Source organism: Micromonospora sp. NPDC048898, from assembly GCF_043198035.1.
Lineage (GTDB): Bacteria > Actinomycetota > Actinomycetes > Mycobacteriales > Micromonosporaceae > Micromonospora.
The window spans coordinates 147719-167799 of record NZ_JBICUF010000004.1 but is presented as its reverse complement, the minus strand read 5'-3'; the positions used below and the strand labels follow the sequence as shown (position 1 = coordinate 167799).

13 protein-coding genes are annotated in these 20081 nt (G+C 70.6%); 6 read left to right on the top strand and 7 right to left on the bottom strand.

Annotated features, from left to right (window positions below; genetic code table 11):
* Positions 1-196: 196 nt before the first annotated feature.
* Both ACGFIQ_RS13755 and ACGFIQ_RS13750 read left to right on the top strand, forming a co-directional pair.
* Positions 197-517, top strand: a complete 321-nt coding sequence (locus tag ACGFIQ_RS13755; RefSeq protein ID WP_357068596.1) for a WXG100 family type VII secretion target — start codon at positions 197-199, stop codon at positions 515-517.
* Between the two features lie 22 nt (positions 518-539).
* Positions 540-833 carry a WXG100 family type VII secretion target gene (locus tag ACGFIQ_RS13750; protein ID WP_393243421.1) on the top strand — a complete coding sequence of 98 codons (294 nt, stop codon included), beginning with the start codon at positions 540-542 and terminating at the stop codon, positions 831-833.
* A gap of 85 nt (positions 834-918) precedes the next feature.
* On the opposite strand, the gene mycP is transcribed toward ACGFIQ_RS13750, so the two are convergent.
* Positions 919-2142 (bottom strand): type VII secretion-associated serine protease mycosin, encoded by a 1224-nt coding sequence (mycP, locus tag ACGFIQ_RS13745; protein WP_393243420.1) that lies wholly within the window; start codon positions 2140-2142, stop codon positions 919-921.
* Positions 2143-2294: 152 nt separating this feature from the next.
* Between mycP and ACGFIQ_RS13740 the strand changes: the two genes are divergently transcribed.
* Together ACGFIQ_RS13740 and ACGFIQ_RS13735 are read left to right on the top strand one after the other, a co-directional pair.
* Positions 2295-5330 carry an SseB family protein gene (locus tag ACGFIQ_RS13740; RefSeq protein WP_393243418.1) on the top strand — a complete coding sequence of 1012 codons (3036 nt, stop codon included), beginning with the start codon at positions 2295-2297 and terminating at the stop codon, positions 5328-5330.
* Positions 5327-5692, top strand: coding sequence for a hypothetical protein (locus ACGFIQ_RS13735; protein ID WP_393243416.1), 366 nt, complete (start codon positions 5327-5329; stop codon positions 5690-5692). The genes ACGFIQ_RS13740 and ACGFIQ_RS13735 overlap by 4 nt, the downstream gene beginning before the upstream one ends.
* A gap of 4 nt (positions 5693-5696) precedes the next feature.
* Here ACGFIQ_RS13735 and ACGFIQ_RS13730 read toward each other — a convergent pair whose 3' ends face one another.
* From ACGFIQ_RS13730 to acs, 4 genes are all read right to left on the bottom strand, one after another.
* A complete protein-coding gene (locus ACGFIQ_RS13730) occupies positions 5697-6629 on the bottom strand; it encodes an alpha/beta fold hydrolase (protein WP_393243414.1) in 933 nt (310 codons plus the stop codon).
* Between the two features lie 277 nt (positions 6630-6906).
* Entirely contained in the window at positions 6907-9357 is a 2451-nt protein-coding gene (locus ACGFIQ_RS13725) for an immune inhibitor A domain-containing protein (protein WP_393244008.1), read from the bottom strand.
* A 345-nt stretch (positions 9358-9702) separates the two neighbouring features.
* A complete protein-coding gene (locus tag ACGFIQ_RS13720; protein ID WP_393243412.1) occupies positions 9703-12498 on the bottom strand; it encodes an immune inhibitor A domain-containing protein in 2796 nt (931 codons plus the stop codon).
* A 268-nt stretch (positions 12499-12766) separates the two neighbouring features.
* Entirely contained in the window at positions 12767-14731 is a 1965-nt protein-coding gene (gene acs / locus ACGFIQ_RS13715) for an acetate--CoA ligase (protein ID WP_393243410.1), read from the bottom strand.
* Between the two features lie 358 nt (positions 14732-15089).
* On the opposite strand from acs, the gene ACGFIQ_RS13710 reads away from it, so the two are divergent.
* On the top strand, positions 15090-15836 hold the full coding sequence (locus ACGFIQ_RS13710; protein ID WP_393243408.1) for an oxidoreductase: 747 nt from the start codon (positions 15090-15092) through the stop codon (positions 15834-15836).
* A gap of 232 nt (positions 15837-16068) precedes the next feature.
* Here the strand turns inward: ACGFIQ_RS13710 and ACGFIQ_RS13705 are convergent, their stop codons facing one another.
* A complete protein-coding gene (locus ACGFIQ_RS13705) occupies positions 16069-16875 on the bottom strand; it encodes an HAD family hydrolase (RefSeq protein WP_393243406.1) in 807 nt (268 codons plus the stop codon).
* A 598-nt stretch (positions 16876-17473) separates the two neighbouring features.
* Here ACGFIQ_RS13705 and ACGFIQ_RS13700 point away from each other — a divergent pair.
* The gene (locus ACGFIQ_RS13700) at positions 17474-17629 is read left to right on the top strand and encodes a hypothetical protein (RefSeq protein WP_393243404.1); all 156 of its coding nucleotides are present in this window, start codon (positions 17474-17476) and stop codon (positions 17627-17629) included.
* A gap of 965 nt (positions 17630-18594) precedes the next feature.
* Here ACGFIQ_RS13700 and ACGFIQ_RS13695 read toward each other — a convergent pair.
* Positions 18595-20081: hypothetical protein (locus ACGFIQ_RS13695; protein WP_393243402.1), on the bottom strand; the 1487-nt coding region annotated here is incomplete at its 5' end.

The window sequence follows — 20081 nt, the reverse complement described above, 5'->3', positions numbered from 1 at the left end:
AAGCGACCGATGGCTCTCGCGGTTGTCCACAGGGGAGAAGGGTGGGGTAGCCGAACCGCTACGAGGCCGCTACCGTCAGCCACGAAGTCATCGCTGACCCGCGTCTCAGTGCTCGACGACCGGGCCAAGCGAACGACGCGTTCACAGGGCGCGTCGAGGGCCAAAGGTGCGATCAGGGAGACGAGGTGACGTCCGGGTGTCCCAGACCCAGGCAGAAGCCGCGGTGATGCAGCAGACCGCCGCGAAGTTCGAGCAGGTTGACCAGTCGTTGCAGTCCATGCTGACCGGCCTGCTGGCCGAGCTGCAGGTGTTGCAGCAGGCCTGGCGTGGTGCTGGTGGCCGCTCCTTCGAGCAGGTCAAGCAGCAGTGGTCAGAGGACCAGGCGGCGCTGCACCGGGCGCTGCGGGAGACCGCCGGGGCGATCCGCACCGCCGGCCGACAGTACGACGTCTCGGACGACGAGGTGGCCAGCCGGGTTGCCGGCACCAATCGCGGCGGCATCCAGCTGCCGCTCTGATCCCGCTCGGGAGGGAAATCCGATGGACCATGGTGTGCTGGTCGTCAACTTCGCCGCGCTCCAACAGGCCGGCGCGGACATCCAAAAGGCGCTGAACACGCTCGACTCGCAGCTCGGCCAACTCGAACGAGACGCTGCCCCGCTGGTGGCGGGTTGGACGGGCGAGGCCCGTCAGGCCTACGAGCAGCGGCAGGCGCGGTGGCGGTCCGCCTCGCAGGATCTCCAGGCGATGCTGCGGGACATCAGGTTGGCGGTGCACGACTCGGCCACCGACTACCTGGACACCGAAAAGAAGAACACCGGGCTGTTCCAGTGACCGCGGCCGGCCGGGAGAGCTGACCGTGTCCCGGTCCGCTGCCCGGCCGCCGCGGGTCGTCGGTCCGGGCGGTCAGCTTCCGGAGTCAGGCCGGGTCGGCCGGGCGCCAGCGTCGGCGGGCGCCACGGGGCAACACCAGGGCGAGCAGCGCCACGGTGACTGCCGTCGTGCCGACCGCCGCACCGACCAGCAGGGCCCGCTCCCGCGCGGTCGACCGGCGGGCCTGGCGGGCGAGCAGCGCCGGGTCGGCCCGGTCGTCGGCGAGCACGGCGACCGGACGAGGGCCGGCCGCGCGGTCGCCGCTGGTCTCGGTGACCGCCCGGTACGGGTTCAGCACGCCGGCACCGTACCCGCCGCCGTGGCCCGTTCCGGGAGCTGGATCGGCGGTAGCGATGATCCGTGCCGCCACCTGGGCAGCTGTCAACTCGGGCCGGTACTCGCGCAGCAACGCGGCGGTGGCGGCCACGAACGGTGCCGCGTAGCTGGTGCCCTCGGCCTGACGATGGCCCGACCCGGGGGCGGCGGTCAAAACCTCGCTGCCCGGCGCGACCAGGTCGACGTACGATCCGGTCTGCGAGAAGGTCGCCCGCCCACCGTCGGCGCCGATCGCCCCCACGCCGAGCACCCCGTCGTAGGCGGCGGGAAACGGTCGGGGATCCCCGCCGTCGTGCAGGTTGCCAGCGGCGGCCACCAGCACCACGTCCCGGTCCTGGGCATACCTCACGGCAGCACGGACCTCCGGATCGTCGGCATACAACACCACCGACAGGTTCACCACGTCCGCGTCGTGGTCGACGGCCCACCGAATGGCCTGGGCGAACTCGTCGGCGCCGACCGTACGCCCCGACTCCCGCCCCTGCACCACCTGCTGCTCACTCACCCGCACCGGCATGATCCGGGCACCCGGTGCCAGACCGCGGAAGGCGACTCCGGGTTGGGGTGCCGCCGCGATGATGCTCGCCACGCCGGTGCCGTGCCCGGCGCAGTCGCGACTGCCGTCGCCGCCGGGGTCGAGCAGGTCGGTGCCGGTCAGCACGCGTCCGGCCAGTTGGGGGTGCACCCGGTCCACCCCGGAGTCCACCACCGCGACTGTCACTCCGGCACCGGTGGCCAGTGGCGCGAGGCGGGTCGGGTCGTACCGTTGCTGTGGCCACGGCGCGGCCGTGACCGGCCGGACAGGGGCGAGGGGGGTCGCGCACGCCGGTGCCGTCCGGATCCTGGCGGTGGCGGTGGCGGTCGGGAGGGCCGGCACGGTCAGCAGGCTCGCGGCCAGACCTGCGAGGACCGGGCGCATGATCGATCGGGACATCGACAGCCTCCGTATCGTGTCGGCTCCGGGACGGGATGTTATCGCCTTGCCCGCGCCCCGGCAGACCGCCGCCGGCCAGCCATTGTGATCTTGATACCACCTTGTAGGTTGTACGCGATACCTGTGGCCTGTTCTCGGAAGGGGAGGTGGCCGTGACCGAATGGGAGCCGGCCACGGAGGCCGAGGTGGCGATGCGCGACGCGCTGCGCGCCAACGACCAGGAGCTCTACTTCCGGCTCCTGTCCCGCACCGATCTGCTGCTGCCGGTCTCCGCGCCGGCGCAACCCGGCCAGGCACCCCCCGGCTGGGGCACCTGGACCACCGGTGGCCGGACACACGTGCTGGCCTTCACGTCCGCCGCCGCACTGCGGGCCTGCCTCGGTGAGCACCCCGGCAGTAACCGACGCGTGCCCTTCGCCGACCTCGCGGTCGGCTGGCCCAACCAGGAGTGGTGGCTCGCCGTCAACCCGGGTCTGCCGGTCGAGGGCTACCTGCCGGCGTGGTTCGTGTCGCAACTCTCCCGGGGCGACGTGCGCCTGCCTGGCCGCACCATGGGTGCCCGCGCTCGGCTGGAGCGGGCGGAGACCCTGGCCCGCACCCGCACCGGCGCACCGGGCCGGGACACCACACCAGCTGCTGGAGCACCTCCCGCGATGGGCGCGACGCCGTCCGGGCCAGCCCCGGTCCCACCTGCCGCGGTCGCGCCTGGCGCGGTCCCACCTGCTGCGGTCCCGCCTCCGCCGTTTCCCCCTGCCGCGGTCCCGCCTGCTGCGGTCCCCCCGGCTGCGGTCCCGCCGGCCGCGGTTCCGCCTCCGCCGTTCCCCTCTGCCGCGGTCCCGCCCCGCAGGGCCGCGTGGGGTCCGACGCCCCGGGCGGCGGGCACCCCGCCGATGCCCGGCCCGGCGTCGCGGACGCCGGGCCCCGCCGAGCCGTCGCGCCGACCTGGCCAGGATGACCTGCCCGCCGCCGGTCACCGGCACCCGAGCGGCCCGCCGCAACCAGGCGCGGCTGGCGCCGGCCCCCCGCCCCGCACCGGTCGGTCGTCCCGGTTCGTACCGTTGGCGCCCGCCGACCGTCCCGGTGCCGGCCCGGCCGAATCCCCCAGCCCCGGTCGGCCGGCCGAGTCCTCCGGCCCGGGTTGGCCGGCCGAGTCTCCCGGCCCGGGTTGGCCGGCCGAGTCTCCCGGCCCGGGTTGGCCGGCCGCGAATCGGCCGAGCGACGTCGACGGCCCGGCCGCCGGTAACGGCAACGGCGGCCCCCAGCCCCCGCGGCGCTCCTTCTTCGAACCCACCACCGCCCGGGACCGGGCGTCCGACCCCACGCCGGGCGGGGGTCGCCCCGCCGACCGCGCGGCCCCACCGACTCGATTCGGGCGGGGCAGCCAGCCCTTCCCACGTCGCCGCCCGGCCGACGCGTCGGCCGGGGAGGCCGCGACACGCGCCTTTCCGATGACGGACCCGGACGCCACCCGGCCGCTGCGGCGGCCGACCGGCGACCTCGGTGCGTCCCGCGGGGTCCGCGCGCCGGCACCGGCTGAGGAGATCACCCAGCCCCTGCCACCGCGCAGACCCGACCCGATGGCGGAGGAACCCACGCGCGCCTTTCGGCTGACCAGCGAGCCGCCGACGAGCGCAGCGGCGGAGCGGCCCGGCCCGGCCGCGGAGCAGACCCAGGCGATCCCACGCGACCGGCCGAGCCGATTCGGGCCGGTGGAAGAGCTGTCGGTGTCCGCCGCGGAACCGGTCTCCAGCCCGCCCGCACCGCGTCGCGGCTTCACGCCCATCGTCATCGAGGGCACCATCATCGAGTCCCGCGACCTCACCGACCCGGTCGAGGCCAACGGCCTGTTCGACGCGGCCCGGCAGCCCCGCCCCGCCGAGGCCGCCCCGCGACCGTTCGACTCGGCGCACTCCGGTCCGGACCTGTTCAGTCCGTCGTCGTCCAGTCCGAGCCGATCCGGTCCCGCGTCGTCCAACCCCGGTCCGAGCCCGTCGGTGCCACCCACCAGTGGTGGGCCTGCCGCGGACGGTCTGGTCGGTGCCGGCACGGGCGGCGGGCACAGCGATGACCGCGGTGGCGTCCCGGTCAGCGGCGAACGCACCGACATCGACGGCTCGTCGGTCGACGCGACCGACGCGGATCGGGTCGGCAGTGGTGTGACCGCGACCGGGGACGGCGTCGGGCAGTCGCCGCCCGTCGACGAGCCGGCCCCGGTCGAGTTCGAGCCGGCCAACACCGTCGAGGAGGACCTGCTCGGTGCCGCCGGTGCCGGCAGCACTGACACGTTCCTGTCCACCCTGCTGCTGGCTCGGGTGCTGCTGCCGGCGGCACCTGATTCGGTGCCGGGCAGCCGCCCCGGTGACGCGGGTTTCGTCTGGCGTACGGCGCAGCTCGACGGTGAGACGTACGTGGTGGTCTACACGTCGCCGGAGCGCCTCGCCGACCACGTCGAGGGCGACGTCACCACCGTCGGTGTGAAGTTCGCCCAACTGATCCGGCGGTGGCCGGACGAGGACTGGTCGTTCGCCGTGAACCCGGGCACCCCGGTCGGTGCCAAGCTGCCCGGGGAACAGATCGTCGCGTTGGCCAACTGGGCCGCCGAGGTGGGGCTCGGTGACGACCTTGAGGTGGACCCGGAGGAAGCGCCGGCCGTGGCGGAGCCCATCGCCCGCCCCCGGTACGCTCCGGCGGCGGTCGACCCGGCCCGACCGACAGTCATGCAGAAGGCGGTCGCGCCCAGCCAGCTCGCGTACTACCTGGATCGGGGGTACGACCGGGTCTCCGGCTTCGTGCACCGGGCCGGTGAGCTGGCCCACCTGACCACGCCCGCGCAGGTGCACGACGCGCTCGGCCTCAGCTACCCCGGATCGCCGTTCGCCCGCGATGCCGAGGAGATCTACGTGTTGCGCTGGCCGGCGCACCGCCCGAGCCTCTACCGGATCCCGTACGGCGGTCAGAACGAGCCGGCGATGCGGGCCATGGAGGGCTGGGTCATCGAACGCCCGCCGTTCCGGGGCAACGGCTTCGCCCCGGGCGAGAGCAGCGACGTGGTCGCGGAGTTCAAGGTGGACAGCGCGCGCCTCCCGCACGGCACGCAACTCTGGCGGATCGGCGCGGACGGCACCGAGCGGGTGGTCGCGGAGCTCGACACCGACACGGTGGTCTGGCGACGGGTCGGTGAGGCGTGATGCGCGACGGTTACGTGGCCCGGTGGCAGGGCCGGGAATACCAGGCCAGCCCGGATGGCGACAACATCCGCCTGTACCAACCCGAGCCGGGGGAGGGTTTCGAGGAGGTCCGCGCGGGTCGGTACGTCCGGGTGCTGCCGGCGACCGAGGTCGAGGACCTGGCGTACGTGCGGACCACCTGCACCTGGCAGGGGCAGCCGTTCATCGTGCTCGGCGAGCATGACGCCTGGTTGCGGGTGGAATACACAGGTGGCCGCTGGCCGGTGGCCGAGGCGATGCGGCTGGAGGTCTTCGACTTCGGCGTCTACCAGGGTTGGGCTCCGGCCTCCGAGGTCACCGACCTGCGGGAGCAGCGGGTCTGAGCGGTCAGCTCTTGGCCCAGCGCAGGATCTCGCCGAGCACCAACTCCGGCGCCTCCAGGTGCGGGAAGTGCCCCACCCCGTCGAGCAGCCGCCACTCGTACGGGGCGACGACGTAGCGCCCGGAGCCCAGGGCGGTGCGCGGCAGGGAGGCGGGGTCCAGCGCGCCGTGCAGTTGCAGGGTCGGGGTGGCCAGTGGCTTCTGCATCAGGCGGACGAACCGGTACCCGTGCAGCCGCAGCAGTGAGCGGAACGCCCAGCGGTAGCCCTCCAACGCGCAGAACGCGGCCTGCGGGATGCACATCGCCTCCCGGCACCGCTCGGCGTACGCGTCGAAGTCCGGCCCGTCGACCCAGTGTGGCCCACCCCAGCGGCGCAGGATCTCCGCGACGGCAGCCGCGCCATCGCGGGTCAGTACGTGCTCGTAGCGGGGGAGTTGGAATTTCAGCGCGGGGGTGGAGGCGGCGAACTGCCCGCGTGGGTCGGCGAAGATGCCGGCGCGCAGGCGCAGCGGGTGCGGTGCCCCCAACACCACGAGCCGGCGGACCAGGGCCGGGTGGAACGACGCCACCGTCCAGCCCACCATGCCGCCGACACCGCTGCCCACGATCGTCGCCGAGCGTTCACCGAGTGCGCGGATCAACCCGGCGATGTCGGCCGCGAGGGTGTAACCGTCGTACCCCCGGGGTGGTTTGTCGCTGGCGCCGTAGCCGCGCAGGTCGACGGCGACCGCCCGGAAGCCGGCGTCGGCGACCGCCGGGAGCATCCGGTGCCACGCCCACCAGTGCTCCGGGAAGCCGTGCAGGAAGAGCACCATCGGCCCGGTGCCGGCCTCGACCACATGGAACCGGGTGCCGTTGGCGCCGACGAAACGGTGCGTCCACGGCCCCTCGGTGAGGACACGGGACTCGTCGACGACTCCGCCGCGCTGGTCGGTCATGGCAGACAGCCTAGGACCCGGTCACCCGCGACGGCCCTGGTGGTCGCGTTGAACAGGGAGAAGCCCGGGATGTCCCCTAGCGACACGTTGGTGCGGGTCGGCCGCGTCAGCGGGTGCCGATGCCGGCGCGAACCCCGCTCGGCGGGACGAGCACGGCGCGGCCGGCTGGACAAAGGGCGGGGGGGGGGGGGGGGGGGGGGGGGGGGGGGGGGGGGGGGGGGCGCCCCCCCGCCCCCCCCCCCCCCCCCCCCCCCGCTGGGTGGTGCGGGATCGTCGGTCAGAAGATCCGGATCTTCATCGAGGTGCCGTCCTGCTCCAGAACCTTGATCTTGACACCGGTCGCGGGGAGCTTGACGCCGTGGTTCGGCAGCTCCTCGTAGAAGTACTTCTTGGTGTCGTCGAACAGGGGCTGGGCAGCCTCACCGCGGATGTACTGCGGCTGGCTGTTGAGGCGCAGGGTGAACGAGTCGGCCTTCTTGAGGCTGAACGGCGCGTCGTAGACCTGGATCCGGGCCCGCCACGGAGCACCGGTCAGGTTGTAGATCGGCTCCGGGCGCGAGTCGATGTACAGGTTGCGACCCTCACCCGGGTGACCACCCGGGTTGGCCTCCGACGCAGGCGCGGTGTTGTTGTCGGAGAACCGGGTGTTCCAGTACGAGATGAGCAGGCCCTCCTGGTACGCGTAGTGGTCCACCCAGTCCGGGCGGGTGTTCGCGTAGCCGAAGAAGTACGGGCCGGTCTTCAGGTACTTGTCGTACGAGACGTACGACCGGTTGCCGGCGATGTAGAAGTTGTCGAACAGCCGGGTGTAGGTCGCACCGACCACCTGGAAGTCCTCCAGGGCCCAGCCGGCGTCGGTCTCGGCGCCGTCGCTGAACACGGTCTGACCGTCGGCGGTCACGGTGATCGCGTCACCGAAGAAACCACCCTCGGAGACGCCGCCGTCGGTGACGTAGTGCAGGCGAACCTGCGCCGCCTTGCCGGCGACCGCGGTCAGCGGGATGTTGATGTCGACCCAGGTGCCGTTGCTGCTGCCGGAGAGGGCCGGGCGGCCTGCGCCGTCGACGCCGATCGGCTGGCCGTTGGCCGTGCCGTCCAGGTCGATCCAGCTCTTGCCGCCATCCGTCGACGCCTCGAAGTAGAGGTAGTCGTAGTTGGATTCGATGCTGTACTTGCCCTTGAGCGACAGCGCCGCGGACGACTTGCCGGTGAGATCGAACGTCCTCGTCATACTGCTGTCGAGGTCGTCCTCGTTACCGGAGAAATACTGTTTGGAGCCTTCGACAGGTGCGCCGTAGTTGAAGGTGTACTCCCGCTGGGGCAGCACCACCACGGCGGCCTGCGCCTTCTCGGAGTTGTACTCCTGTGGACCGAGGTCCACCTTCTTGTCCTGGCCGGCCACGATCACCTTGTAGTCGAGCCAGCCGAGCTGGAGCTTGTTCCACGCGCCGAGGTCGCCGCCCCGGTCGCCGATGCCCGCGTCGTTCTTGGCACCGAGCCGGCTCTGGGCCATCAGGGTCCAGTGCTCGTTGTTGTTGTCCCCGGGTCCGTAGTCGTCCGGCAGGCCCAGGTCGTGGCCGTACTCGTGGTAGAAGACGCTGCGGCCGCCGTTTTCCGGCTGGATCGTGTAGTCGCGGATCCAGACGCCGGTGTTGCCGATCTCGGTGCCGCCGATCGGGAAGTTCGGCGGGCCGACGGGCGAGCTGTTGAACGCCGACCAGCGGTGGCTCCAGATGGCGTCCTCACCCTGCTGCGGGTCACCGTCGGCCTGGTCGCCGCCGGAGTGGACGATCTGGAAGTGGTCGATGTAGCCGTCCGACTCGTTGAAGTCGCCGTCACCGTCGTAGTCGAACCGGTCCCACTGGTCGAAGGACTTCATCTCCTCGGCGATCTGCGCGTCCGTCCGACCCTTGGCCTTCTGGTCGACGACCCACTGGTTCGCGGCGTCGCGGATCAGGTTCCAGGTGTTGGAGCAGACGTTGTCGGCGCAGACGGCCCGGTCGTCCCGCGGGTCGATCGGCTGGCCGGGCAGCGGGTCCGGGATCGGGTCGTCGGAGCGACCGTAACGGGCCTCGTTGTACCGGACCTTGACCCAGTCGGTCACCTCACCCTCGACGGTGTAGCGACCCGAGGACTGTGCCTCGTAGTACTGCTTGAGCGACTCGTCGCCCGGGTTGGTGCCGAAGTAGATCTGGCGGAAGTGCTCCGGGCTGAAGTCCGGCTGCCAGATGGTGGAGTTGTCTACGGCCCGGTTGGGCTCGGGGATCTTGTTGTGCAGCGGCCCTTCGAACGTCGACGGACCGGCGATGTCCGGGTTCATGTCCTTGTCCGGGAAGGACGGGTGCCGCTCGTCACCGAACTCGGCCAGGATCACGAAGATCTTGTCGGTCCGCTCACGCTCAAGCTCGACGTACTGATCCTGGGTGGCCTGAGCGCCAGCGGCGGAGCGGGCGTTGCCGTTGGTGGCGGCCTTGCCGACCTCGCCGACCTTGACGACAGTGCTGCCGTTGCGCTCGATCGGCTTGCTGCGACCGCTCAGCACGTCGCTGAGACCCTGCTCACGCAGGGCACGGCGCTTGTCCTCGAGCTTGTCGGGGAGCTCATCCTTCAGTGCCTGCGGTTCGGCAGCGGCGGGTGCTGCTACCGGCAGTTTGGGCTGAGGCGCCGCCGAGGCGGACGGGCCGAAAGCCAGGCCTGTCGCCGTCAGTGAGAGCCCGAGCAGACCCACTGCGACTTTGCGCACGTGGTACCTCCGGTGTGAGGGAACCGGCCCAACGGGGGTAGAGGCCGGTGGGAGATCGATCCCACGAGTGGGACCAATGGTGAACATAGTTACTGCTGGGACGGGTGGGAAGACGAACGCGTCGATTTGTTGCAAGATTTTGTTGGGAATGCTTTCCACCGTCACACCCCAACGCTTCATCAGCCACGTTGACCAGCGGAGGCTCGGCCACCCCCGGATTGCAACGACGTATTTCGATCAATGTGATCGATGTACGACAGTGGGGCCGGAGGCGTCTCCGCCACCGGCCCCACCAACACCGCTGAAATCAGTTACCGCTCAACCGGACGACTACTTCTTCGCCGGGGTGACGAAGATCGTGGCGGACGAGTTGTCCTTCGCGGTCTTCTTGACGGTGAGCGACACGCCGTAGTTCACGCCCGCGTCACCGGGGTTGCCGGTGCCCAGCACGATCGCGCCACCGCTCAGGGTCACGCCGTAGAACTCCGGCGCCGGGCTGCCGTCCGGGTGGGTGACCCGGGTGGTGTACGGCGCGTTGTTCCGCGACGGAACGACCACCGACGCGTCGTTGTCCCGGGCGTACGGAGCCCCGTCCCGCATCTCGATACCCGGGTACCAGGTCTTGGCGTCGGTGAAGGACTTCACCGGTGCCTGCGCCTTGAACTTCGTGCAGTACGCGCTGTACGGCTCGCCCGCCGCCTCCAGGCACTCCGTGAAGGGGTACGTCTTCTGGAGGCCGAAGGCCGCGTTGGCCGACTGCGGACGGCTGGGCAGGTTGTCCGTCACCGACGGGTCCTTCACCGCCGCCTCGCCCGTGCGGCGGTACGGGTCGAAGTGCGAGTCGACGATGAGCAACCCGCCCTTCGCGCCATAGCTGGGCAGGGCGGTCATCTGCCCGGTGACGTGGTTGACGTCGCCGAGCGCGGTGTCCCGGTACCAGAGCAGCATGCCCGGCGCGTTGTAGGAGATCCGGTCGACCTTCCACGCCTCGTGCGAGTAGATCGTGTCGTACGCGTACTTCAGGCCCTTGTCGAAGCCGTCGAAGTTGCGCCACTCGGCCAGGTAGTACTGCGCGTGCACCTCGGTGCCGCTGGAGACCTTCCAACCCCCGCCGGAGGTGTCGACGAAGGTGCCGCCGGTGGCGGTCCAGCCGTTGTCACCGCCCTCGACGTCGTCGCTCCACGTGGTGGCGCCGCCGCCGGTGACCGAGAAGTCGTCGACGAACCAGTTGCGCTCCTCGAACGCCTCGTCGGTGGCGAGACGCAGCCGCACCTGGACGGTCGTCCCCGCGTACGCCGACAGGTCGACGTAGTCGTGACGCCAGCCGTTGGTGCTGCCGGTCAGGCCGTACTTCTTGCCGCCGAAGTCGTTCATCCGGCCGTTCGGGTCCGGGTAACCGTCGGGCGTGGTGACCACGGTGCCACCCTCGGCGTACACCTTCTGCTCGGTCCAGGTCGTGCCGCCGTCGGTGGAGAGCTCGACGAAGCCGTAGTCCCAGTCCTCCTCGATGATGTAGTTGTTCCACATCCAGAACTTCGAGTCGGCCGCCGCCGGCACGTCGACCGAGCGGCTCAGCTTGACGTCGGCCCACTCCTGGTCGTTGTTGCTGTGCCACATCTTGGTGCCGCTGTGCGGGGTGGCCAGCGTCGTCACCTTGTCCGGCAGGTCGACCTTGATGCCGTCCTCGGAGTCGATAGGCGTCCGCGAGGTCTGCCCGAGCTTCACCTCGCGCGGGTTGGACCCTGGGCGGATGGTCAGCGGGTCGGCCCAGCCGAGCACCCACTTGTCCCAGATGCCCATGTGCGTGGGCAGCGCCTGGAAGATCTCACCCGAGTGCGAGCCCGAGGCCATCAGGTCCCAGAAGTCCACGTCGGAGTCGGCGTTGCCGGACGTGTCGTAGAGGTCCGGCAGGCCCAGGTCGTGGCCGAACTCGTGGGCGAAGACGCCGACGCCGGCGTCCTCCGGCTGCACGATGTAGTTCGACGCCTTCAGGTTGGTGCCCGGGATGGTGTAGCCACCGGCGACCGTGGAGGAGTGCGCCCACACGGCGTAGACGCCCTCGGCGCCGCCACCACGGGACTTGCCCTGCCCGGCGTGCACCAGCACGAGGTGGTCGATCACGCCGTCCGGCTCGTAGACGTTGCCGTCACCGTCGCGGTCGGCCTGGTCCTCGATGTCGTAGTCGGCCCACGGGAACGTCGGGTCCTTGGCGACGAGCGCGTCGATCGCGTCGGTCGCCAGGCGGCCCGCGCCGGCCGGGTTGTCCGGGTGGCCGTTCATGGACTGCTCCCGGCCGGGAACCCACGCGCCGGTCTCGTCCTGGAAGCAGCGGTTGGCCGCGTACCAGCCCTCCGAGTGCGGCACGGTGATCCACGGGCTGGCCTGCCCGTCCACCGTGTACGCGTTCTTGGACATCTCCAGGTACATGTTGTGCATGGTGCGACCAGAGAGGTCGATGCCCTTCTTGCCGTCCGGGCCCTTCAGATCCTTGCGGACCCGCTCGGTGATGCCCTTCTTGCTGTACAGCATCTTGTTGTAGTGCGACGGCGAGAAGTCCGGCACCCACATCGAGTTGTTGTCCTCGTGCGGCAGCCGCGACGGGTCCGGGATCTTGTTGTGCTTCGGCCCGTTCTGCACGGTGCCGGGCACGCAGGTGCGGTCCTCGAACACCGTCTTCGGGACCATCACGCCGGTGAAGTCGTCGTTGGCCTTGTCGTTGAACTCGACGAGCAACGTCAACAGCTTCGCCGTCTGCGTGGTCGGCGCCCTCTTGAACTTGCGGGGGTTCTGACCGGTCTTCAGCGACTTGGCCTCGTCCTTGGCCAGCTGCCGAGCGGTCACCGGGTTACCCCGAGCGTGCTTCTGGTCGAACTCGCGCGCGGACTCCACGGCAGGGGTGTAGACGCCGCCCTTGCCCTTCACCTCGCGGCCGGTGGAGTCCTTCTGCACCTCGGGCTCGGCGTAGTTGATGTAGTACTCATCGGCGCCGATCACCGCCCGGGGCGTCGGGGACGCCGACTGGGCTGCCGCGCTGCCGGTCACGGTCAGTGACGTGGCTGCGAGGGCGATGGCGGGTAGCGCGACGAGTAGCCGTCGGCGCGACCCGGACTGGGGTTTGTGGTTCATGCCGCTCCGTTTCTCGGGCATGGGGAGGAGGACATGGGGTCGCTCGACCGTCGATGTGACAGGTGTCGAACTCTCCCAACCTGCGTGAACCTAAGTCACAACCGGCTGAAAGGACAGTGGTGGCCCGCCGTCTGTGGCCGTTTAGCCGCTGTCGGGTCGGCCGACCGACCGATGTGACAGCGGCGCGTCGGTGTGAGTCGTACCCGTAAGAAATGACGGAGGGTGGCGGTCCGCACGGACCGCCACCCTCCGGTGTGTACGCCTGCCGTCAGTCCTCGTCGGACTTGGCCCCGCTCATCCCCGAGGAGATCAACTCCATCACCGACGAGTCCTGCAACGTGGTCACGTCACCGAGCGACCGGTTCTCCGCGACATCGCGCAGCAACCGGCGCATGATCTTGCCCGAGCGGGTCTTCGGCAGCTCCGGCACCAGCATGATCTGCCGCGGCTTGGCGATCGGCCCGAGCGTCTTCGACACGTGGTTGCGCAGCTCGGCGATGAGCTGCTCACCCGCGTCGCCGGCGATGTCGGTGCTGCCGCGCGGAATGGCGAACGCGACGATGGCCTGCCCGGTGGTCGGGTCGGTCGCACCCACCACCGCCGCCTCGGCCACCGACGGGTGCGACACCAGCGCCGACTCCACCTCCGTGGTGGAGATGTTGTGCCCGGACACCAGCATCACGTCGTCGACCCGGCCGAGCAGCCAGATGTGCCCGTCGTCGTCCTTCTTCGCCCCGTCACCGGCGAAGTACATGCCCTCGAACCGGCTCCAGTAGGTCTCGATGAACCGGTCGTCGTCACCCCAGATGGTGCGCAGCATCGACGGCCACGGCTCGCGCAGCACCAGGTAACCGCCACCACCGTTCGGCACCGACTGGCCCTGGTCGTCCACCACGTCGGCCACGATGCCCGGCAGCGGGGCCATCGCCGACCCCGGCTTCGTCGCCGTCACCCCCGGCAACGGGGAGATCATCATGGCGCCCGTCTCGGTCTGCCACCAGGTGTCGACGATGGGCAGCGCTCCGCCGCCGATGAACTCCCTGTACCACATCCAGGCCTCGGGGTTGATCGGCTCGCCGACGCTGCCGAGCAGCCGCAGCGACGACAGGTCGTGGCCGGCCGGAATGTCCTCGCCCCACTTCATCATCGTGCGGATCAGCGTCGGCGCGGTGTAGAGGATGCTGACCCTGTACTTCTCGACGATGTCCCAGAACCGGCCCTTGTGCGGGGTGTCCGGGGTGCCCTCGTACATCACCTGGGTCGCGCCGTTGGAGAGCGGGCCGTACACGATGTAGGTGTGGCCGGTGACCCAGCCGATGTCGGCGGTGCACCAGTAGACGTCCGTCTCCGGCTTGAGGTCGAAGACCGCGTGCGTCGTGTACGACGCCTGGGTCAGGTAGCCGCCGGTGGTGTGCAGGATGCCCTTCGGCCGGGCCGTGGTGCCGCTGGTGTAGAGGATGAACAGCGGGTGCTCGGCGTCGAACGGCTGCGCGGTGTGCTCCGCCGACGCGGTCTCCACCGTCTCGTGCCACCAGTGGTCCTTCGCCGACCAGGCCACCTCCTCGCCGGTGCGGCGGACCACCAGCACGTGCTCCACCGACGGGCAACTCGCCACCGCCTCGTCCACCGTCGGCTTCAGCGCCGACGGCTTGCCCCGCCGGTAGCCACCATCGGCGGTGATCACCACCTTGGCACTGGCGTCCTGGATCCGGTTGCTCAACGAGTCGGCGGAGAAGCCGCCGAAGACCACACTGTGCGCCGCGCCGATCCGGGCGCAGGCCAGCATCGCGACCGCCGCCTCCGGGATCATCGGCAGGTAGATCGCCACCCGGTCGCCGGCCGTGACACCCAGCTCGGTGAGCGTGTTCGCCGCCCGGCAGGTCAGCTCGTGCAGGTCGGCGTACGTGATGGTCCGGGTGTCGCCCGGCTCGCCCTCCCAGTGGATGGCGACCTTGTCGCCCCGGCCCGCCTCGACGTGCCGATCCAGACAGTTGTACGCGACGTTGAGCTGCCCACCGACGAACCACTTCGCGAACGGCGGGTTCGACCAGTCGAGCACCTCGTCCCACTTCTTCGACCAGGCCAGCCGGTCGGCCTGCTTCGCCCAGAAGGCGAGCCGGTCGGCCTCGGCCTCGGCATAGGCGTCGATGGTGACGTTGGCGTGCGCGGCGAGTTCGGCCGGCGGGGGGAACTGGCGCGTCTCGTTCAGCAGATTGGCCAATGCCTCGCTCATGCCGTGACTCCTCGTCCTCGGGTGACCTGCGTCTCGCTGGGCCTGAGGGTAGTCGCGGGTCCTCCGGGCGGCGACCGCTGCCCGCCCCGTCGCGCCGAGCGGCCCCCGCCGCGCGCCCGACGGCCTCCCCACCCGGGTCGCCGCACGTGGCACCGTGATCGACACGGGTTCCTTGAAGTCGGGGTGTCCAGGCCAGGCGGACACCCCGCGGTCGTTGCCCGTGTCGCCTTGATCGACACCCGTGTTGACCTTGCTCGCAACGGGCGTCGGCCTGAACGGGGTGCCGGGGCGCGTGGTCCGGGTCGCGCTGCGGCCGGGTGCGCCCCGCCGGGTCGGGCCGGGTCGTTAGCGTGACGGGGTGACCACCGACCCGCTCGCGCCCCTGCTCGCGCTCGCCGACGTCCCCGCCGCCGTCGAGCGGGCCCGGGAACGATTCGACCAGGCGCTCGGGCACCGGGCGCTGCGCCGGCACGGTGGGCAGGTCGCCGCCGAGGTCAGCCTCCGCTCCGCGGTGGCCAGCGCCGCCCTTGAGGGGGCCGTGCACGAACGCGAGGCGGTCCGGGCCGGCACCGTGACCGATCCGGTGCTCCAGGGAGCCCTGCGGGTCGCCGGCGCACTGCCCAGCCTGAGTGACCTGTGGCCGAAGGCGCCCCGCCAGGCTCTCGCCAAACTGCACGTGCTCGCCGCGCGCGACATCGTGCCGGAGGCAGAGCTGGGCCGCCCGGTGGCCGATCCGGTGGTCGCCACCCGGCTGGACGGGCTCGCCGGGCTGGTCGCCGGTGGCACGAAGGTCTCCCCGCTGGTGCTTGCCGCGGTCGTCCACGGAGAGCTGTTGAACCTGCGCCCGTTCGCCGGGCCGTCCGGCGTGGTGGCCCGGGGCGCCGCCCGGCTGGTGCTGCTCGCCAGCGGCCTCGACCCGCGCGGCCTACTCGCCGTCGATGTCGGGCACCGCGAGCGCGAGCCCGAGTACGTCGGTTCGGCAGGTGCCTTTGCCACCGGCACCCCGGACGGACTGCGTTCCTGGCTACGCCACTACATGTCGGCCGTCGAGGTCGGCGCCGACCAACTCACCGCCATCGGCGACGAGATCCTCACCGCCACCTGAGCGGACCCCCTGCGCCGCGCCCCTGCGCCGCGCCCCTGCGCCGCGCCCCTGTGCCGCGCCCCTGTGCCGCGCCCCTGTGCCGCGCCCCTGTGCCGCGCCCCTGTGCCGCGCCCCTGTGGCGTCGATCATGCAGTTGTGGTGGGCCGCAAAAGGCGCCAATCGGTCGAAGATGCCCACCACGACTCCATGATCGACGCGAGAGTGGGTGGGTGGCGTGGGGGTGGGGTGGTGGTTAGGCGGTGGTGGCGGCGGCGCGGGTGCGACGGTGGCGGCCGTACCAGGCGATCCCGATCGCAACGCCCACCCCGACGCCCAGGGCCGCCGCGGCCACCGGGACGGCGGGTCGTTCCCGCAGGCGGCGGCCCAGCGGGATCGGGTGCCGGAACTCCAGGACCGGCCAGGCGTTCTCCGAGGCCAGCTTGCGCAGCTGCCGGTCCGGGTTGACCACACTCGGGTGCCCGACGCACTCCAGCAGAGGACGATCGCTGTACGAGTCGGAGTAGGCGTACGAGTCGGCCAGGTCGTAACCCCGGGCGGCGGCCAGCTCGCCGACCGCCTCGACCTTGCTCGGACCGGCCGCGTAGAACTCGACCTCGCCGCTGTACCGGCCGTCCCGGACCGTCATCCGGGTGGCGATCACGTCGGTGACACCGAGCAACTCGCCGATCGGGCGGACCATCTCCTCGCCCGAGGCCGACACCAGGACCACGTCCCGCCCGGCCGCCTGGTGCTCCGCGATCAACACGGCGGCTTCGGCGTACACATAGGGGTTGATCAGCTCGTGCAGTGTCTCCGCGACGATCTGGCGGACCTGCTCCACCTGCCAGCCCTTGCAGAGCGCAGCCAGATAGTCCCGTGTTCGGGCCATGGTCTGCTCGTCGGTGCCGCCCAGCCGGAACATCAGCTGCGCGTACGCCGACTTGACCACGTCACGCCGGGTGATCAGCCCGTCCCGGTAGAACGGCCGACCGAACGCCAGGGCGCTCGACTTGGCGATGACGGTCTTGTCCAGATCGAAGAAAGCGGCACTTCGGCCCACGGCGCGAAAGTCTAGCCGGATGGTCTATCGTCGGCGGGTGCCCGGGGGCAGGCCACCCGTCCAGGACCTGCCGGCTGGCACCATTAATCCCGCTCTGCGTGATCACGCTCACACTCTGCGAGGAGATTTTCGCAGTGAGTGGGGTCGACACCACTCGACGTGACGGGTCCGCTCAGGCAGACTTGTCCGTACGACGAGCTTTCACATCCTCGAAACAGACAAGCCCTCAGCGGTTGCACCCCCCGTGGCCGCTGAGTGGTTCGGCTCGACCCCCCCGGAGCCGAACCTTCGACGACCCCCGTCTCCCCCCGACGGGGGTCGTCCCTTTCCCGTGGGAGCGTGCCACCGTGGTCGCCCGGCCCGTCCAGAGCGTCCGGGGCGTTGTTGCGCGGCCGGAGGCAGTAGAGCCGTCGGGGGTATGCGCGGACTGGTTGAGCATCGTGAATGCCTGATCAGGGCCTTCATGTATAGAGCCTCGGCCGTGGCTCTCGCACGTTTGTGGAGTAGGTGATGGTGTGTCGCATGTTTCGGTAGGCGGAGTGCCGCAACGGGAGGCCGAGACGACGACGAGCGGAGCCCGTGGTCAACGGGGCCACTGATGGGGGAGGCATCGGGACCGTTCGTCTACTTCCCGATGGTGTACAGCCGCTGTGCGGAGGTCTCGGCTGGTGCCGCACGAATCGCGGCGGAACACGGCCTGGTCTGCTTCGATCCGCAGTTGGGTGTGCTTCGGCCCGCCCCTGACGAGCTGTAGGAACCGTCGACCGCTCCCAGGACACCGGGTGCCGTGGGTGTTGGGTGGCAGTAGTGCACCCGCAGCCGAGAAGTCCGTAGTGCGGAAGGGCCTCCGGCGCCAGCCCCAACCATGGTGAAGGCGGCCGGTGCACCGCCACGCCATCGTCAGTCGGTCTTCAGTGGACGCCGCACCGTCGTGTCGCGGAGAGGTGCAGCGCGTCGACGCGTACCGGTGGCCTTGAATAGCAACGCCACGGCGACCGCGACGTTCGTCGCCCCATTGCGGCCGCTCGTGGACGCTCCGGGGGCGGATGTACGCCCGGTCGGGTGTAGGCGCCCGACTGCCGCGGTGCCGGCGCATCCGGATGGCCGCCAGCGCTCCTGTGGAAATACGACGCCGTGCCGGGCGATCACGGTTGAGCCGTGGTCGACGTCCGGCCTCGCGTGCGTCGCCACAAGCGGAGCGGCCACCGCCGGCCAGACCTGGCGGTGACTCACCGCCGAACTGTAAGTCTTTCGGATAAGTGGTATCGGGTTGTCGCTGCAAGCTGCGGTCGGGGCGGCAGATCGTGACTAATATCCACATTGATCCGAAAAGCAGGCATCTCTTGGTAAACCGCCTTCTCTGGATAGCTCACTCCCATACGCTGCAAATTGCCCGATAAGTGACGGTAAGTCATTGCAAAGTAGCTCTGGGTGTGTCCGGGGTGGCTCTCTGGAGGGGTCATGAGCAACGACCGACGGCTGCAGCGCGCCCTGAAGCATGGACGCGCCGCTTCAGGGCTGAGTTCTGCCCTACTGGTAGTCGGAATGACGGGCGGACCTGCAGCCGCAGCGCGGCCCGAGGAGGCGACATCCTCTGCCCGGGGCGTGCACGTAGGCACTCCGGGCCCGCTTGGGCAGTACGGCGGGTGGCCGTCGTCCTGGTCGACAGTCCGCCAGGACGGCGGCGATCTTGATTCGTCGGACCAGTTCCCGGGGACGTCAACGGACTGTGGCCCCCAGGGCTGGCAGGGCCCGTGGGGTAAACACGACGAGGGCAAGCACCCGTACCCTCACGATTCGCATGGTCCCAAGGGCACTCAAGGCCCGCAGGGCGACACCGGCGCTCAGGGTGCGCAGGGCTTCCAAGGTGCCCGAGGCGACATTGGCGCTCAGGGCAACACCGGCGCGCAAGGCGACAGCGGCGCCCAAGGTCCCCAGGGAATCGAGGGTGCCCAGGGGGCAACGGGCGCTCAAGGTGTTCAGGGCGCGCAGGGTGAGTCCGGCGCGCAAGGTGCTCAGGGTGCGCAGGGCGGTGTGGGCTCTCAGGGTGCTCAGGGGTTCCAAGGCGCGCAGGGCGATGCAGGCGTTCAGGGCGCGCAGGGTGAGCAGGGTGTGGCCGGCGTTCAGGGCGCCCAAGGGTTCCAAGGTCTCCAGGGCGAGACAGGTGCTCAGGGCGACGTCGGGGTTCAGGGCGCTCAGGGTGCGCAAGGTGTTGAAGGTGCGCAGGGGGACGCCGGCGCGCAGGGAGCTCAGGGCGCCGTGGGCGCGCAGGGTGCTGAGGGTGCGCAGGGCGAGGCCGGTGCTCAGGGTGCTCAGGGCAGTGCGGGTGCGCAGGGTGCTCAAGGTTTCCAGGGCTCCCAGGGCTTCCAGGGTGACGCGGGGGCTCAGGGCGCACCGGGTGCGCAGGGTGGCACCGGCATCCAGGGCGCTCAGGGTGCGCAAGGCGTCCAAGGTGCGCAGGGCGAGGCCGGTACGCAGGGTGCGCAGGGTGACGCCGGTGTTCAGGGTGCGCAGGGCTTCCAGGGCGACACGGGCGCCCAGGGCGCTCAAGGCAATGTCGGAGCGCAGGGTGAAGCCGGTGTCCAGGGCGCGCAAGGTTTCCAGGGCTTCCAGGGCGACACGGGTGCCCAGGGCGACGCTGGCGTTCAGGGCGCGCAGGGTGCTGTCGGAGCGCAGGGTGATGCCGGCGTTCAGGGTTTCCAGGGTGACGTGGGTGCTCAAGGTGCTCAAGGCGACAGCGGCGTCCAGGGGGCGCAAGGCGCTCAGGGTGATGCCGGCGTTCAGGGTGCGCAAGGTTTCCAGGGTTTCCAGGGCAACACGGGTGCGCAGGGCGCTCAGGGCGACACTGGGGTTCAGGGCGCGCCAGGCGATGCTGGGGTTCAGGGTGCTCAGGGCAACGTCGGAGCGCAGGGTGAAGCCGGCGTTCAGGGTGCGCAGGGCGCTGTTGGTGCTCAGGGTGAAGCCGGCGTTCAGGGTGCGCAGGGCTTCCAGGGCGACGTGGGTGCGCAAGGTGCTCAGGGCGAGACCGGCGTCCAGGGCGCGCAAGGCGCTCAGGGTGACGCTGGCGTTCAGGGTGCGCAGGGCGCTGTTGGTGCTCAGGGTGATGCTGGCGTTCAGGGTGCGCAGGGCTTCCAGGGCGACGTGGGTGCGCAAGGTGCTCAGGGCGAGACCGGCGTCCAGGGCGCGCAAGGCGCTCAGGGTGATGC